Annotated in this window: 16 protein-coding genes; 10 read left to right on the top strand and 6 right to left on the bottom strand. The window is 60.4% G+C overall.

The genetic code is table 11. The features are described from left to right. Positions 1–11 precede the first annotated feature (11 nt). From BS627_RS09135 to BS627_RS09120, 4 genes are all read left to right on the top strand, one after another. The gene (locus BS627_RS09135) at positions 12–1037 is read left to right on the top strand and encodes a sulfate ABC transporter substrate-binding protein (protein ID WP_077982771.1); all 1026 of its coding nucleotides are present in this window, start codon (positions 12–14) and stop codon (positions 1035–1037) included. A 192-nt stretch (positions 1038–1229) separates the two neighbouring features. Continuing rightward, a complete protein-coding gene (cysT, locus tag BS627_RS09130; protein ID WP_077982770.1) occupies positions 1230–2087 on the top strand; it encodes a sulfate ABC transporter permease subunit CysT in 858 nt (285 codons plus the stop codon). Then, positions 2080–2952 (top strand): sulfate ABC transporter permease subunit CysW, encoded by an 873-nt coding sequence (gene cysW, locus BS627_RS09125; RefSeq protein WP_077982769.1) that lies wholly within the window; start codon positions 2080–2082, stop codon positions 2950–2952. The genes cysT and cysW overlap by 8 nt, the downstream gene beginning before the upstream one ends. 11 nt (positions 2953–2963) lie before the next feature. Beyond that, entirely contained in the window at positions 2964–4004 is a 1041-nt protein-coding gene (locus BS627_RS09120) for a sulfate/molybdate ABC transporter ATP-binding protein (RefSeq protein WP_077983029.1), read from the top strand. A 380-nt stretch (positions 4005–4384) separates the two neighbouring features. Here BS627_RS09120 and BS627_RS09110 read toward each other — a convergent pair whose 3' ends face one another. From BS627_RS09110 to BS627_RS09100, 3 genes are all read right to left on the bottom strand, one after another. After that, complete coding sequence (locus BS627_RS09110; protein WP_165691187.1) at positions 4385–5398, bottom strand: NAD(P)H-quinone oxidoreductase; 1014 nt, start codon at positions 5396–5398, stop codon at positions 4385–4387. An 87-nt stretch (positions 5399–5485) separates the two neighbouring features. Then, complete coding sequence (locus tag BS627_RS09105) at positions 5486–7288, bottom strand: GGDEF domain-containing protein (protein ID WP_077983027.1); 1803 nt, start codon at positions 7286–7288, stop codon at positions 5486–5488. A gap of 183 nt (positions 7289–7471) precedes the next feature. After that, positions 7472–7708, bottom strand: a complete 237-nt coding sequence (locus tag BS627_RS09100; protein WP_077982768.1) for a ribbon-helix-helix domain-containing protein — start codon at positions 7706–7708, stop codon at positions 7472–7474. A gap of 364 nt (positions 7709–8072) precedes the next feature. Here BS627_RS09100 and betI point away from each other — a divergent pair, with 364 nt between their 5' ends. The 3 genes from betI to betA all read left to right on the top strand — a co-directional run bounded on the left by betI (position 8073) and on the right by betA (position 12052). Continuing rightward, entirely contained in the window at positions 8073–8693 is a 621-nt protein-coding gene (gene betI / locus BS627_RS09095) for a transcriptional regulator BetI (RefSeq protein WP_077983026.1), read from the top strand. Positions 8694–8704: 11 nt separating this feature from the next. Further along, the gene (gene betB, locus BS627_RS09090; RefSeq protein WP_077982767.1) at positions 8705–10186 is read left to right on the top strand and encodes a betaine-aldehyde dehydrogenase; all 1482 of its coding nucleotides are present in this window, start codon (positions 8705–8707) and stop codon (positions 10184–10186) included. A 216-nt stretch (positions 10187–10402) separates the two neighbouring features. Beyond that, positions 10403–12052, top strand: a complete 1650-nt coding sequence (gene betA / locus BS627_RS09085) for a choline dehydrogenase (RefSeq protein ID WP_077982766.1) — start codon at positions 10403–10405, stop codon at positions 12050–12052. 3 nt (positions 12053–12055) lie between these two features. Here the strand turns inward: betA and BS627_RS09080 are convergent, their stop codons facing one another. Then, entirely contained in the window at positions 12056–12355 is a 300-nt protein-coding gene (locus BS627_RS09080; protein ID WP_077982765.1) for a type II toxin-antitoxin system RelE/ParE family toxin, read from the bottom strand. Further along, positions 12352–12627 (bottom strand): YlcI/YnfO family protein, encoded by a 276-nt coding sequence (locus BS627_RS09075; RefSeq protein WP_077983025.1) that lies wholly within the window; start codon positions 12625–12627, stop codon positions 12352–12354. Before BS627_RS09075 ends, BS627_RS09080 begins: the two co-directional genes overlap by 4 nt. 145 nt (positions 12628–12772) lie before the next feature. Between BS627_RS09075 and BS627_RS09070 the strand changes: the two genes are divergently transcribed. Further along, positions 12773–14116 carry a chloride channel protein gene (locus BS627_RS09070; protein ID WP_165691186.1) on the top strand — a complete coding sequence of 448 codons (1344 nt, stop codon included), beginning with the start codon at positions 12773–12775 and terminating at the stop codon, positions 14114–14116. Positions 14117–14120: 4 nt separating this feature from the next. Here BS627_RS09070 and BS627_RS09065 read toward each other — a convergent pair whose 3' ends face one another. Beyond that, positions 14121–14873, bottom strand: coding sequence for a DUF3750 domain-containing protein (locus BS627_RS09065; RefSeq protein ID WP_162520405.1), 753 nt, complete (start codon positions 14871–14873; stop codon positions 14121–14123). 73 nt (positions 14874–14946) lie between these two features. Here BS627_RS09065 and BS627_RS09060 point away from each other — a divergent pair, with 73 nt between their 5' ends. Both BS627_RS09060 and BS627_RS09055 read left to right on the top strand, forming a co-directional pair. Then, positions 14947–15945 carry an asparaginase gene (locus tag BS627_RS09060; protein ID WP_077983023.1) on the top strand — a complete coding sequence of 333 codons (999 nt, stop codon included), beginning with the start codon at positions 14947–14949 and terminating at the stop codon, positions 15943–15945. A gap of 134 nt (positions 15946–16079) precedes the next feature. Then, positions 16080–16700 (top strand): glutathione S-transferase family protein, encoded by a 621-nt coding sequence (locus tag BS627_RS09055; protein WP_077982763.1) that lies wholly within the window; start codon positions 16080–16082, stop codon positions 16698–16700. Positions 16701–16730 lie beyond the last annotated feature (30 nt).

Below are 16730 nucleotides of genomic sequence, written 5' to 3'. Positions count from 1 at the left end.
AGGGAATACCGATGTCCAAGCTTCTGTCCGGTTTGAGCGTTGTGGCGCTTGGCCTTTCACTGGCGCTTGGCGGCGCTGGCTCGGCCGCTGCGCAGACCAAGCTGCTCAACGTGTCCTACGACCCGACCCGTGAACTCTACAAGGATTTCAACGAAGCCTTCGCCAAGAAGTGGAAGGCCGACACCGGCGAGGATATCACCATCCAGCAGTCGCATGGTGGCTCCGGCAAGCAGGCCCGTTCGGTTATCGACGGTCTGGAAGCCGACGTGGTGACGCTGGCGCTGCAGAGCGACATCGACGCCATCGTTCAGAACTCCGGCAAGATCAACAAGGACTGGCGCAGCCGCCTGCCGCATAATTCCTCGCCTTACACCTCCACCATCGTCTTCCTCGTTCGCAAGGGTAACCCCAAGGGCATCCATAACTGGGGCGATCTGGTGAAGGGCGATGTGCAGATCGTGACGCCGAACCCAAAGACCTCGGGCGGCGCGCGCTGGAACTACCTGGCGGCCTGGGCCTGGGCGAACGAAGAGTTCAAGGGTGACAAGGACAAGATCGAGGCCTATGTCGGCGAGCTTTACAAGCGCGCCCCGGTTCTTGATACCGGTGCCCGTGGCTCCACGGTGACCTTCGCACAGCGCCAGATCGGCGACGTGCTGCTCGCCTGGGAAAACGAAGCCTATCTCGCCGGTCAGGAATTCGGCGCTGACGCTTTCGATATCGTCGTGCCGCCGATCTCGATCCTTGCGGAACCGCCGGTCGCCGTGGTTGACGCCAATGTCGATGCCAAGGGCACCCGGAAGGTGGCAGAAGCCTATCTGCAATATCTCTATTCCGACGAGGGCCAGAATATTGCGGCGAAACACTTCTACCGCCCGTCCAATCCCGCTGCGGTTTCCAAGGATCTGCTCAAGCAGCTGCCCGAGATCAAGCTCGTCACCATTGACGACCCGCAGTTTGGCGGTTGGGCGAAGGCGCAGCCTGAACATTTCGGCGACGGCGGCATCTTCGACCAGATTTACAAGCCCGCCAAGTAAGCGGATGATGGGGTGAAACGTCGTCATCCGTCCGCGGGAAAAGGCGATGAAAGCCTGATCGACCGGACCCCGTGCCGGTCGATACTTTGTAATGGACGCCGGGAATACCGGGTCCCATAGGGCATCTTCAGGACAACCGACCCCGGTTTCTGTCCTGAAAATAAAATAGAACAAAGTTTATCCGGAGCCTTGATGAGCAATAATACATCCGGAAACAGGTGGAAATGGCGGCAGTCGAGCGTCATACCGGGCTTCGGCCTGACGTTTGGTTACACCGTGACCTATCTGTTTCTCATCATTCTTATTCCGCTGGGCGGTCTCATATGGTCCACGGCGAAACTCGGTTTTTCAGATTTCATTGCAATCGCCACGGATAGCCGCACGCTGAATGCGCTGCGTGTCAGTTTCGGCACGGCATTTCTTGCCGCGCTGGTCAACGCCGTCTTCGGCGTCATCGTCGCCTGGGTGCTGACGCGATATCGCTTCCCCGGCCGCCGCTTTGTGGACGCCATCGTCGATCTGCCCTTTGCCCTGCCGACGGCGGTGGCGGGCATCGCGCTCACCACGCTATATGCTAACAGAGGCTGGGTCGGCTCGCTGTTCGAACCCTTCGGCATCAAGATCGCGTTTACGCCGACCGGTATCGTCATTGCGCTGATCTTCATCGGCCTGCCCTTCGTGGTCCGCACCGTGCAGCCTGTCATGGAGGAGATCGACCGGCAGGTGGAGGAGGTGGCGGCAACACTCGGCGCCAACCGTTTCCAGACCATCACCCGCGTTCTTTTGCCGAGCCTCACGCCCGCCATCCTCACGGGTTTCGCGCTCGCCTTTGCGCGCGGCGTTGGGGAATACGGCTCGGTCATCTTCATCGCCGGCAATATTCCCTACGTCTCGGAAATCGCGCCGCTCCTCATCGTCATCCGGCTGGAGGAGTTCAATTATGCGGCCGCGACGGGCATCGCCACCATCATGTTGATCATCTCGTTTGCCATGCTGTTCCTCATCAATCTCATTCAGGCCTGGAGCCGCAGGAGGTACGGTTATGTCTGAGACCGCTTCCCGCACGTCCCCCCGGCCGTTCCGCGACCCCGCCAGCGAGAGCTTTCCCGCCCGGCTGGCATTGATCGCGATTGCCTTCGTGTTCCTCGCCGCCTTTCTGGTTCTGCCGCTGATATCGGTCTTCTTCGAAGCCTTCCGCAAGGGCACGGAAAGCTTCTGGGAGGCGATTGTCGAGCCGGATGCACTCTCCGCCATTCGCCTGACGCTGCTCGTCGCCGCCATCTCCGTGCCGCTGAACCTGATCTTCGGGGTGATGGCCGCCTGGGCGATCGCGAAATTCGAGTTCAAGGGCAAGGCGTTCCTGATCACGCTGATCGACTTGCCGTTCTCGATCTCGCCGGTCATCTCAGGTCTGGTCTATGTCATCCTGTTCTCGTCCCATAGCGTGCTCGGGCCATGGCTGAAGAGTTACGGCATAGAAATCCTCTTCGCCGTGCCCGGCATCGTGCTCGCCACCATCTTCGTCACCTTTCCCTTCGTCGCGCGCGAACTTATCCCGTTGATGCAGGATCAGGGCAATGGCGATGAGGAGGCGGCGATTTCGCTCGGCGCCTCCGGCTGGCAGACCTTCTGGTATGTCACGCTGCCCAACATCAAATGGGGCCTGCTTTACGGGGTACTGCTCTGCAACGCCCGCGCCATGGGTGAATTCGGCGCCGTCTCTGTGGTGTCAGGCCATATTCGCGGCGAGACCAACACCATGCCGCTGCATGTCGAGATACTCTATAATGAGTACAATATCGGCGCGGCCTTTGCTGTGGCGACGCTGCTCGCCGGTCTGGCGCTGGTGACGCTCGTTCTCAAAACCATTCTCGAACTACGCTTTGGCGCGGGCAACGCAGCCGGCAAGCATTGAAAGGCATCTTCATGGAAGTGAAAGTCTCCGGCATCACCAAGCAGTTCGACCGCTTTCCGGCGCTGAACGACGTGTCGCTCGACATTCGTTCCGGCGAGCTGATCGCGCTGCTCGGTCCTTCCGGTTCCGGCAAGACGACGCTTTTGCGTCTTATCGCCGGTCTCGATCAGCCGACGACCGGCCAGATTTTCTTCGGCGACGAGGATGCCTCGCACCGCACGGTGCAGGAGCGCAATGTCGGTTTCGTGTTCCAGCATTACGCCCTGTTCCGCCACATGACGGTGGCCGACAATATCGCCTTCGGTCTCAAGGTACGCCCCTCCGCCACGCGTCCGCCGAATGCGGAAATCCGCAGGCGCGTCTCCGAACTTCTCGACATGGTGCATCTCTCCGGCCTTGAGAAGCGTTACCCCTCGCAGCTTTCCGGCGGTCAGCGTCAGCGCGTGGCGCTCGCCCGCGCCGTCGCCATCGAACCGAGGGTCCTGCTGCTCGACGAGCCCTTCGGCGCGCTGGACGCGAAGGTGCGCAAGGAGCTGCGCCGCTGGCTGCGCGAGTTCCACGACCGTACCGGCCACACCACTGTCTTCGTCACTCACGATCAGGAAGAGGCGCTGGAACTGGCTGACCGCGTCGTCGTCATGAGCCAGGGCAAGATCGAGCAGGTCGGCACGGCGGATGATGTCTATGACACGCCCAACTCCCCCTTCGTCTTCTCCTTCATCGGCGAATCCTCCAACCTGCCGGTGGCGATCCGCGACGGCCACGTGCTGTTTCAGGGCGAAAGCATCGGCATCGACGGGAACGGCACAGGCGAGGGCGAGCTTTTCTTCCGTCCGGAAGATGTAGTGTTGACTGAGGAGAAGGACGCGCTTTACGGCAAGGTCACCACCTGTCGCCGCCTCGCGGGCGCCCGCATCGCCGAAATCGACATCGCCAATAACGGCCACGAGCCCTATCACCTCGAAATCGAAGTGCCGCTTAACGCCGCCGTGGCCGTGGGCGCGCAACTGCGCTTCCGCCCGACGCGGTGGAAGGTGTTCGGAAAGAAATAAGGGAGACGTGACCGCAGTTGGCAGTTGATGATTTCAACTGCGGTGAACTGCGATGTGATTAAGGAGATTTTCTCGTCGCGAGAGAACCGCACCGGCACTCGAGGCGCAGATCTCCCCAATACTCAAAGCAATACGCAGAAACGGAAAAGGGCCGCCGAAGCGACCCTTCCATGAGTTTGGTCCTGTTTACAGACCCGGGACTGTTTCTCAACGTTCCGAAGGCAAAGAAGTTTACGCCGAGGGCTGCCCCGTCGCAAAACCACCCTTTCCATTGCCTGCACCAGAGACCGAAATCTCACTAGACATTGGATCACCTCCTTCCGATACGTTGAACATAATTAGAAGGTAGTACGATTCGTCATTAATGCAAGGGGCACTCGTCACGACACCTTCATCACGATCTTGCCGATATGGCTGCTGCTTTCCATCAGCCGGTGTGCTTCCGCGACCTCGTCCAGCGTAAAGACCCGGTTGATGACAGGTGACAACTGACCGCTTTCGATGAGCGGCCAGACCTCTCCGACAAGCTCGTCGCGGATGGCGCGCTTCTCGTCGGCGGTGCGGGGCCGCATGGTCGAGCCGGTGACGGTCAGGCGTTTGACCATGATCGGCCGCAGGTCGACCTTCTCGGCTGTCGCACCACCCAGAAAGGCGATGATGGAGAGGCAACCGTCCTTAGCGAGTGCGGAAAGGTTCTTTTCGAAATAGGCCGCGCCGATCATGTCGAGAACGACATCGACGCCCTTGCCGCCGGTTTCGGATTTCACGACCTCGGCGAAATCCTCCTCGCGGTAATTGATCGCGCGCTTAGCGCCGAGCTTCACGCAGGCCTCGCATTTTTCCGCTGAGCCCGCCGTTGTATAAACCTCCGCGCCAAAGGCTTTCGCAAGCTGGATCGCCGTCGTGCCGATGCCGCTGGTGCCGCCGTGGATGAGCACGGTCTCACCCTCCGTCAGGCCCGCCATCTGGAAGAGATTGGCCCAGACGGTGAAGAAGGTTTCCGGTAGCGCGGCCGCTTTGACGGCATCGTAGCCCTTGGGGAAGGGCAGGGCTTGCCCGGCGGGAACGGCGCAAAATTCGGCGTAACCGCCGCCATTGGCGAGCGCGCAGACCTTGTCGCCTGGCTTGAATTCGTCAACGCCGTCACCGAGCGCGACCACCTCGCCGGCGATTTCCAGCCCGAGAATCGGGCTTGCACCTTTTGGCGGCGGATAGATGCCCTGTCTTTGCGCGACGTCGGGACGGTTGACCCCAGCCGCCTCGACCTTCACCAATATCTCGCCCTTGGCGGGTTTCGGTAAAGGCGCTTTTGAAGACTGCATCACTTCCGGGCCGCCATGGGACGGCAGGTCGATAAAGCGCATTGTTTCGGGCAGGGTCTTGGTGTCGGACATGGGCAGGGGCAACTCCTCACTTGTCGGCCTCACCCGAAGATGTAGGTCAGATGTGTGCTCGTGGGAAGAAGGCCGTTTGTCGCGACGTCAATTTGCCTCGCCGAATACCCTGACGACGAGACCGCCTTCGTTCTCTTTCGCTGCCGCCTTGACGCTGGCAATCTCGCTGCCGATCCGCTCGGGATTGGCGATGATCGATCCCTTCGGCAAGGTGAGAACGCCGATGGAGCAGCGCAGCAGCGCAAAATCCCGTTCATTGCCGTTGCGGTCCTGGCCCTTCATGCAGCCGGCGGCACGGTCTTCGTCGGAATAGAGCCCGGCGACGTCGTCGTGAAAATCGCTGAGCAGCCGCTCCAGGATTTCCATCAGTTCCTCCACCGACCAGTCCCGCACACCGATGAAGAAATCGTCGCCGCCAATATGGCCAAGGAAGCAGTCACCGGCGAAGAAATAGCGGCGCATCAGCGCCGAAAACAGGGTGATGGCGTGGTCGCCGGCGTTGAAGCCGTATTTGTCGTTGAAGGGTTTGAAATTGTCGAAGTCGCAGTAGCAGAAGAAACGCGTCTCGTCGCCGTCGCTGCAGCTGTCGGCGATGAAGCCGCCAATCGCCCGGTTACCGGGCAGCGCCGTCAGCGGGTTCTGGTCCTGCGCCATTTTCAATTGTTTTTCATTGATGACCTTGATGAGCGAGGCGGCCGAAACGATGCCGGCATAACGCATGTTTTCGGTCAGGATGATGCAGGCACTGCCGCCCATGCTGGCGAACATGTTCATCAGCTGGTCCGCATCCGCGTCGAGGCCGACGATCGGTGCGGGGTCGACGAAATGGGAAATGGTGCGCTCATAGATCTTGTTCTTGAGCAGATCGCGGCCGAAGGGCCGGTAGATATATTCCTTGAGGTGATATTCGTTGATGACGCCGCGCGGTTCGCCATTGGCGTTGAGAACCGGGAAGAATGCCTGCTGCGGATTTCTGCGGAACAGCTCGAAGACGCTATCGACGCTGTCATGTTCGAATACGGTGGGAAGGCGTTCTATTTCCCGGCGGATAAGAATCTCGTCCAGCGTCTGGCTGTTGCGCCGCGCCACGCCCATGCGGTTGAGGTGCGGAAAACTTTCGGGCAATTCGCTGGTGAAGACCGTCGGTCTGGCGATCAGCCAGCCCTGCACCAGATCGACGCCGAATTCGCGGCAGGTCAAGAACTCCGCCTCGGTTTCGATACCTTCCGCAATGACCCTGACGCCGAGAATATGAGCGATATTGACGATGTTGCGCACAAGGTGCTGCTTGCGCGGCAATTGGTCGACGCCGGTGATGAAATGCCGGTCGATCTTCAGGTAATCCAGCGGGAAGTCGCAGAGCAGCTTCATCTCTCCATGGCCGGCGCCGAAATCGTCGATCGCCAGCTTGAAGCCTTCCTTGCGCATGCGGGCGATCAGCGCCGTGAATTCCGGCACGCTGGTATTGTCGAAACGTTCGGAAAGCTCGAAGCAGATCGAGGAGGCCGGTATGCCCGCCCGCGCCAGATAGCCGACGAGCTTGTCCAAAATGGCGTCGCCATGCGGGATCAGCCGCACATCGAGATTGAGGAAAAGCGTGGCGGAGGAGAAGTCGGGCAGGGTGGAAAATTTCGCGAGCGCGCGGCTTGCCAGCATCTGCTCGAACGCCTTCAACTCGCCATCCGCGGCAGCCTGGTCGAGAAGCGCCAGCGGACTGGAAAAACCGAGCCGGTCATGGCCGCGCATCAGCGATTCATAACCGAAGATCGTGCCTGTCGTCGCCTCGACAATCGGCTGAAACGCCGTTTCAAGCACCAGTTTCGCCATGGGAAACATGTGCCCGGAGGCAAAACGTCTTATGACATCGTTCTCCCGCGTGACGGCCTGCATTTCTATTTCTCCGCTGTTGCCGGTCCCTTTGGTGGCGCGCCGTATGGAATGCGCCATCGGGAACCCGTCTCTTTTGCGGCGAACAATTGCAGATTACAGGTCAACAAAAGCTTTCACGACTGTGAAGCTTTGATGAACGTTTTGTTACAACCCTTTCAATATGGAAGGTTGTTACGCCGGGCCTTATGCCCGGCGGATATGCCCGGTGTGTGCGGCATAAAGTTCCGCAACATTCATGCGTTCCCGGTCCGCTTCGACAGGTTCGGTCGACGTTGCGCCGACGCCATGTTCGGCGGAGGCCGCCCATAGTCTCAGCGCTGCCCTGACGACCTCGCTGCCGGATGCGTAAGCGCCGCAATTCACGGCCTCGCGCATTCTTGCTGCCTGTTCCGGGGAAATCGACACTGTCACCATTGGCATGATATCACTCCCTTCTTTAAACACTGCGAACGGTCTTTCGATGTATGGGATCGGGTGCCGTCGTGGTCTATGGCGGGCGTTTTTATCGTCTTTCGTCTGGCGCCGCTTCCAGCGAAATTTATATCGCCATCAATATTAGCACGAAACGCGTTCCATTCCCAATTCGCAGTAAATCACGGTTTAGTTTTTCCCGCGTGAGCCGGGCGGCGGCGTGGCTCGCCATGCTTGGCGGATGAGCGGCAACCTAAAGCTCCCCGGCGGCGGAAAATATGATCTATCGCAAATCAGCGACAAAAAAATGGCGCGTTTTTTATTGATTGATTGATCAATCAAGAATATTTTGCCCGCCATCAAGGAGACGCTTATGCCCAAGATCGGAATGGAGCCTTTGCGCCGCAAGGCGCTGGTGGATGCGGCACTGCGCACCATAGGTCACCATGGTTCGCTGAATGTGACAATGTCCGACATCGCCCGGGAAGCGGGCGTGTCGGCGGCCCTTGCGCATCATTATTTCGGCAGCAAGCAGCAGCTGCTTCTGGAAACCATTCGCAGCCTGCTGCGCGATCTGAGGCGTGATGCCGTGGCGGCATTGATCCGCGCCTCCGGTCCGCGCGAAAAGCTGAGCGCCATCGTGCATGTTTCCTTCCAGAGCGACCAGTTCACGCCGGAAACGGTGGCGGCGTGGCTTGCCTTTTATGTCGAGGCGCAGCGCTCGGAAGAAACCCGCCGCCTGCTGGTCCTTTATTCCCGCCGCCTGCGCTCCAACCTCATGGCGAGCCTCAACCGGCTCTGCCCGCCCGATGATGCCGCGCGCATTGCGGAAGGGGCGGCGGCGCTGATCGACGGGCTTTATATCAGGCACAGCCTGCGTTCCGCGCCGCTCGGCCTCGCTTCCGCGCCGGCGCTCGTCGAGGACTATTTCGACACGCAGCTCAAATCTTTTCCCGATGGACAGCGCGCCAAGCCGTCCGTCCGTATTCTCTAGGAGACTTCGACATGACCATCGCCACGCCGTTCAGGGCGCAGCCGAAAGCATCGCATTTCATCGACGGCGATTATGTCGAAGATAATACCGGCACGCCGTTCGACAGCGTCTTTCCCGCAACCGGCGAGATCATCGCCCGGCTTCACGCAGCAACGCCGGCGATTGTCGAGCGTGCCATCGCCTCGGCCAAGCGCGCCCAAAAGGAATGGGCGGCGATGAGCCCCATGGCCCGCGGTCGCATCCTCAAGCGCGCCGCCGATATCATGCGCGAACGCAACGATGCGCTTTCCACGCTGGAAACGCTGGATACCGGCAAACCCATTCAGGAAACCATCGTCGCCGACCCGACCTCGGGTGCGGATGCCTTCGAATTTTTCGGCGGCATCGCGCCTTCGGCTCTGAATGGCGATTACATCCCCCTCGGTGGCGATTTCGCCTATACCAAGCGCGTGCCGCTCGGCGTCTGCGTTGGCATTGGCGCGTGGAACTATCCGCAGCAGATCGCCTGCTGGAAGGCCGCGCCTGCGCTGGTCGCCGGCAACGCCATGGTCTTCAAGCCCTCGGAAAACACCCCGCTTGGCGCCTTGAAGATCGCCGAAATCCTCATCGAAGCCGGTCTGCCAAAGGGCCTGTTCAACGTCATTCAGGGGGATCGCGATACCGGGCCGCTGCTCGTCAACCACCCGGATGTCGCCAAGGTTTCGCTCACCGGCTCAGTCCCGACCGGCCGAAAGGTGGCTGCCGCTGCCGCCGGGCATCTGAAACATGTGACCATGGAACTCGGTGGCAAGTCGCCGATGATCGTTTTCGACGACGCCGATATTGAAAGCGCCGTCGGTGGGGCCATGCTCGGCAACTTCTATTCCTCCGGCCAGGTCTGCTCCAACGGCACCCGCGTTTTCGTGCAGAAAAAGGCGAAGGAACGTTTCCTCGAAAACCTGAAAAAGCGCACTGAGGCGATGATCCTCGGCGATCCTCTCGATTACGCCACCCATCTCGGCCCGCTGGTCTCCAAGGCCCAGCAGGAGAAAGTGCTTTCCTATATCGAAAAGGGCAAGGCGGAAGGCGCGACCCTCATCACCGGCGGCGGCATTCCCAACAATGTCGCGGGCGAGGGCGCCTATGTTCAGCCGACCGTGTTTGCCGATGTCACCGACGACATGACCATTGCCCGTGAAGAAATCTTCGGCCCAGTCATGTGCGTGCTGGATTTTGACGACGAGGAAGAGGTTCTCGCCCGCGCCAACGCCACCGAGTTCGGCCTCGCCGGCGGCGTCTTCACCGCTGATCTCGCCCGCGCTCACCGTGTGGTGGATCAGCTGGAGGCGGGGACGCTGTGGATCAACACGTACAATCTCTGCCCGGTGGAAATTCCCTTCGGCGGCTCGAAACAATCCGGCTTCGGACGCGAGAATTCGGCGGCGGCGCTGGAGCATTATAGCGAGTTGAAGACGGTTTACGTGAGCACGGGGAAGGTGGACGCGCCTTATTGATGGTCGGCGGGTGGGGCTTTACCCCCCTCTGTCCTGCCGGGCATCTCCCCCTCAAGGGGGGAGATCGGCAAGCGGCGCCACCACCACTTCATTCGCTAACGTTGAGATGGGCGCGACCTCGCCGCAGATCGATCTCCCCCCTTGAGGGGGAGATGTCTGGCAGGACAGAGGGGGTGAAGCCACAGGCGCAGATGTTCATTCTGGAGATGTTTCGAAATGCAAGCAGATTACGTCATCGTCGGCTCCGGTTCCGCAGGCTCCGCCATCGCCTATCGCCTGTCGGAAGATGGCCGCTATTCCGTCATCGTCGTCGAGGCCGGCGGTTCCGATTTCGGCCCCTTCATCCAGATGCCGGCGGCTCTCGCCTGGCCGATGAGCATGAAGCGCTACAATTGGGGTTATCTCTCGGAGCCTGAGCCGAGGCTGAACAATCGCCGCATCACCGCCCCGCGTGGAAAAGTCATCGGCGGCTCGTCCTCCATCAACGGCCTTGTTTACGTGCGCGGCCATGCGGAGGATTTCAATCGCTGGGAAGAGCTTGGCGCGCATGGCTGGGCCTATGCGGATGTCCTGCCTTACTTCAAGCGCATGGAGCACAGCCATGGCGGCGAGGAAGGCTGGCGCGGCACGGATGGGCCGCTGCATGTACAGCGCGGGCCGGTCAACAATCCGCTGTTTCACGCCTTCATTCAGGCCGGCGCTGAGGCCGGTTTTGAACTGACCGATGACTATAACGGCTCCAAGCAGGAAGGTTTCGGCCTGATGGAGCAGACGATTCACAATGGTCGCCGCTGGTCCGCCGCCAACGCCTATCTGAAACCGGCGCTGAAGCGCGGCAACGTCACGCTGGTCAATGGTTTTGCCCGCAAGATCGTCATCGAGAATGGCCGTGCCGTGGGTGTCGAGATCGAGCGAAGGGGCGTGGTGGAAACCATCAAGGCCGGTCGTGAAGTCATCGTGTCCGCATCCTCCTTCAATTCGCCGAAACTGCTGATGTTGTCGGGCATCGGCCCTGCCGCGCATCTGAAAGACATGGGCATCGAGGTGAAGGCGGATCGCCCCGGTGTCGGCGCCAATCTTCAGGACCACATGGAGTTTTATTTCCAGCAGGTCTCCACCAAGCCGGTCTCGCTTTATTCATGGTTGCCATGGTTCTGGCAGGGCGTAGCCGGTGCGCAATGGTTGTTGTCGAAAGGCGGGCTCGGCGCCTCCAACCAGTTCGAGGCCTGCGCCTTCCTGCGCTCCGCACCTGGCCTGAAACAGCCTGATATCCAATATCATTTTCTGCCCGTCGCGATTTCGTATGACGGCAAGGCGGCAGCGAAAAGCCATGGTTTCCAGGCGCATGTGGGTTACAACCTGTCGAAATCGCGCGGCAATGTCACGCTGCGCTCCGCCGATCCGACCGATGATCCGGTCATTCGCTTCAACTATATGAGCCACCCCGAAGACTGGGAAAAATTCCGCCATTGCGTGCGCCTGACCCGCGAGATTTTCGGCCAGAAAGCCTTTGACGATTTTCGCGGGCCAGAAATCCAGCCGGGTGAAAACATCGAGACGGACGAACAGATCGACGCCTTTTTGCGCGAGCATCTGGAAAGCGCCTATCACCCCTGCGGCACCTGCCGGATGGGCGACCGGAACGACCCGATGGCGGTCGTCGATCCCGAATGCCGGGTGATCGGGGTGGAGGGGTTGCGGGTCGCCGACAGCTCGATCTTCCCGCACGTGACGTACGGCAACCTCAACGGCCCCTCGATCATGACGGGCGAAAAAGCCGCTGATCATATTCTCGGCAAAACCCCGCTGCCCCGCTCCAATCAGGAGCCGTGGGCGAACCCGCGTGCGGCCGTCAGCGACCGTTGAGAATCAATGATAATCATCCTCGCGCTGGTGGCGGATCGCGAGGATTGTTACTTTCTCGGCACTTTCTATCTCAAAAAGAACGACATAGCCTGAAGAGCCAAATGGAATAAGAAACTCCCTCAGAAAGGGATTTTCTGCATCTACTTTCCGGCAGCTCAGCGGAAAATCCGCAAGTGCGGCAATTCCTTTTTCGATGGCCCTGTAGGCTCGCTTCGCCGCATATTTGTCCTGGCGAAGGAGATGTGCATAGAGGCGTGTTATATTGTCGCGCGCTCTGTCGGCAAGAAAAACCCGATATGTCACTTGTCGTTGTCTTCAGCAAGCTTTTCGTCGAGCATAGCTTTCAGCTCTGCAAGAACGTCCTCGGCTTTGTGATAGACGCCCGTTCGCTTGGATTCTTGGCGCGCTGCAAGCCCCTGCTTAATGAACTCCGCCTGAGATTTACGGATTTCCACCTGCTTGCGCACGGCTTCTTCCATAAATGCCGAAAGCGTCTCGCCGTCCTTCAGCACGCTTTCGGCTGCCTCGCGAAAATCCGCTGTCACCCGCAGCGAAGGAATTGTTGCCGTTTTCATGGATTTTCTCCCTGCGTTGCAATTGCGATGCATAAGATCGGTCATCTGCAGCGATAAGTCAAATGCAAAACCTTGCAATCGCGGGCCTTGAGGCAGATAAACGGGCTTAACCTCTGCCGAACACCAATTACCGATCCGGATTGCCATGCCCGTCGATTACAAAAAGCTGAAGATGCTCCGCCGTTCCCGTGTCGTCTGGGGCTCATGGCGGGTGTGGAGGCCGAGGGCGGTTTTCTGGATAGGTGCGATTGCGGTTGGCCTTATCAGCGTCGCTTTTGCCTGGGCGGCGGATCGGGCCCAGCACCTTTTCTTCGCGGCAACCTCATCGGGGGAATGGGCGTTTCTGCTGCCGCTCATCATCACGCCGCTCGGCTTCACGCTCTGCGCCTGGCTCGCGATCACGGTTTTTCCCAATGCCGGCGGTAGCGGCATTCCGCAGGCCATCGCTGCGCGGCACCTGCGGGAAGATGCGGACCGTTCGCGGCTTCTGTCGCTGAAGCTCGCTTTCGGCAAGGTGGTGCTGACGGTCGCCGGTCTGCTCTCCGGCGCGTCCATAGGCCGTGAAGGCCCGACCGTTCAGGTTGGCGCTTCGATCATGCTGCAGGCAGCCCGCTGGGGCGGCATGGCGCAGGCGAAGGGCCTCATTCTCGCCGGTTCGGCGGCAGGCATTGCGGCGGCCTTCAACACGCCGCTTGCGGGCATCGTCTTCGCCATCGAGGAAATGAGCAAGACCTATGAATCCCGCGCCAATGGTCTGGTTCTCACTGCCGTCATCCTGTCGGGCCTTGCCTCGCTGGCTCTGGTCGGCAGCTATACCTATTTCGGCACCAGCTCGGTCATGGCGAAAACGACGATGGACTGGCTGCTGGTGCTCGTCTGCGGTGTCGGCGGTGGTGCATTTGGCGCTCTTTTCAGCTCTGGCGCCCTGCGCCTATCTGCGCGCATCCGCCGTTTCGCCCAGACCATGCCGTTAAAGCGGATGCTGGCAGTGGCGGCGGTCTGCGGCCTTGCCTCCGCGGCAATCGGAATAGTGTCTGGAGGCGCCACCTTCGGAACCGGTTACGAACAGGCGCGCGCCGCAATCGAGGGCGAGGCCGCGCCGACCTTCTTCTTCATCGAGAAACTGGCGGCGACGTTCCTTGCCATGATCTCGGGCATTCCCGGCGGCATTTTCGCGCCGTCCTTGTCCGTGGGCGCGGGTTTCGGCAGCACTATGGCCACCTTGCTCGGCACCAGCATCGGCCTTGGCGCCATCGTCGGCATGGCGGGTTATTTTGCGGGCGTGGTGCAGGCGCCGATGACGGCCTTTGTCATTATCCTTGAAATGACTGGCAATCATGAAGGCGTCATGCCCATCATGGCCGCATCGATGCTGGGATATCTGACATCGCGGCTTTTCTCCCGCGAGCCGCTTTATCATGGCCTGTCGCGGGTCTTCATCGCCCAGAGCATCCGCGCCCGACGCGCCGCTCAGGCCAGCGAAACGTAACCGTTTACGCGCGGATGCCCGCCACGCCGAAATAACCGAGCCCCGGTATCTTTACGCCGGGCCGGCTGAAATCGATGCCGGCGACAAGGCCGAGAAAATTCACCTCGAGACCGCTGCGGGCACCCGCCGAAACGCCGAACAGGCCGCCAAGCGAAACGCTTACATCCTTCCAGTCGTCGGCGATGTGGTAAAACGCGCCGTCCGGCAGATAATCGCGACCGACCGCATCCGGCGGCAGCACGACGCCGAGTTCCGGCACGCTGCGCAGCACATGGGCGACGAAGGTGTTGGAGTTGGGGCCGGGATAGATGCGATAGCCGCCCGGCTTGCCGTAGGGATAGTCGGCAATCGCCTTTTCGATCTTCGGGATCAGCTTTTCCGCTTCCGCGCCGTGAATGGCCACCACCTGACGCGGCATGTTGGAATACCAGTAGGCATCCGCCGCATAACCATTGTGGCGGATCGGCGTGCCCCAGCCCACCTTGTCATAACGGTCATAATTTGTGGCGTCCGGCTTTTTCAGCACGACCCAGGCATGGCTGGCGACCGAGCCCTTGAAACCGCCGGTCATGGCGGAAAAGACGTAGACGGCGGCTTCTCTGTTGCTGGACGCGGCCGGCAGCATGCCGGAGGACGACCATCTCGCGGCATTCCAGCCGCGCGGATGGTCCTTCATGGCCCACAGGCCGGCCGATGCCAGCGCGGGAAGCAGATAGATAACGGCAATCGCCAGCAGCAGACGTTTTGCAAATTTCACTGATAGCCCCGTGCATCGAAAAATCAATTGCGGTATCAACCACATGAAATCAGAATTTTTTGAGGCCGCAAAAATGAACAATTCCGTTACCGTCGAAGTCACCAGGGGTAATCTGGTCGAAAGCCGCCATCATGGCCTCGCCGTGGTGGTGGATGGCGATGGCGGCGTGCTGTTTTCGGCTGGCGATATTGAGCGCGGCATCTTTCCGCGTTCCGCCTGCAAGGCCATGCAGGCGCTGCCGCTGGTGGAAAGCGGTGCTGCGGATGCCTATCAGTTCGGCAGCCGCGAACTCGCACTTGCCTGTTCCTCCCATTCCGGCGAGGACGCGCATGTGGAACTCGCCGCTTCGATGCTGGCGAAGGCGGGCAGGGACGTGGATACGCTGGAATGCGGCGCGCATTGGTCTTCCGACCAGAAAACCATCATCCATCAGGCCCGCACGCTGGAAAAGCCGACGGCGCTTCACAATAATTGCTCCGGCAAACATTCCGGTTTCATCTGCGCCTGTTGCCACGCCGGCACTGACCCTGAGGGTTATGTCGGTTACGATCATCCGCTGCAGCGGGAAATCCGCGCCACGATGGCAAGCCTGACGGGTGCTACTCTCGGCCATGACAATTGCGGCGTGGACGGCTGCTCCATCCCCACCTATGCCGTGCCGCTCAAGGGGCTGGCCCATGGTTTCGCGAAAATGGCGACGGGCAGGGGGCTGGAACCGGGCCGTGCGAAAGCCTCGCGTCGTCTCATCGAGGCCTGCATGGCTGAACCCTTTTACGTGGCGGGCACTGGCCGCGCCTGCACGAAGCTGATGCAGATCGCGCCGGGAAAAATCTTCGCAAAGACCGGCGCGGAGGGCGTCTTCATCGCCGCGCTGCCGGAAAAGGGCATCGCCATGGCGGTGAAATGCGAAGACGGCACGACGCGTGCGGCAGAAGCCATGGTTTCGGCATTGCTCGCCCGCCATTTCGATGAAGGCAGCGCCGAACAACAGGCGCTGAGCGGCATGGCGAACCGGCAGATGCGCAACTGGAACGGCATCCATGTCGGCGATGTCAGGGTCGTCGGTCTCTAAATAACCTTTGACGCGGCCGTTTGCCGGCACGATGATGGTGCGCCCTGCGTGTGACGGCCGTCCCATGGCCGCCGCGGGTCGGCGTCCGTACGAGGAAGAAACGGGCGCTTCATTGCTTTGGAGGTCGCATACCCATGTTCACACTGTTTTTTTCTCCCGGTTCCTGTTCCCGCGCCAGCCATATCGTGCTTGAGGAATCCGGCCTGCCTTACAAGGCCCACCGCGTCAATTTTGCGGAAGGCGAGCAACGCTCCGAGGCATTTTTAAAGATCAATCCCAAGGGCCGCGTGCCGGCGCTGGCAACGGCAAGCGGCGTGCTGACGGAGACGCCCGCCATCCTCGCCTTCATCGCCCAGATGGCGCCTGAGAAGAAACTCGCGCCACTCGACGATCCCTTCGAATTCGCGTTGATGCAGTCCTTCAACTCCTTCATTTCTTCGACGGTGCATGTCGCCCATGCCCACGGCCGGCGGGGCAGCCGCTGGGCGAATGAGGAAAGTTCGCTGGCCGATATGAAGGCGAAAGTGCCGCAGACCATGGGCGAGTGCTTCGAACTGATCGAACATGGCATGCTGCACGGCCCATGGGTTCTGGGCACCGCTTATTCGGTTGCCGATCCCTATCTTTTCGTCATGTCCGGCTGGCTGGAAAGCGACGGCGTGGATATTGCCCGCTTCCCGAAGGTGCACGACCATTTCCGCCGCATGAACGACCGGCCGGCGGTGCAGCGGGCGCTTGCGGGCGAGAGGGGTTAATAGTTACTGTCGTCATCCTCGGGCTTGTCC

Source organism: Agrobacterium salinitolerans, assembly GCF_002008225.1.
Taxonomy (GTDB): domain Bacteria; phylum Pseudomonadota; class Alphaproteobacteria; order Rhizobiales; family Rhizobiaceae; genus Agrobacterium; species Agrobacterium salinitolerans.
The sequence above is the reverse complement of the archived record's forward strand: the minus strand, read 5'-3'. Positions and strand labels throughout refer to the sequence as shown.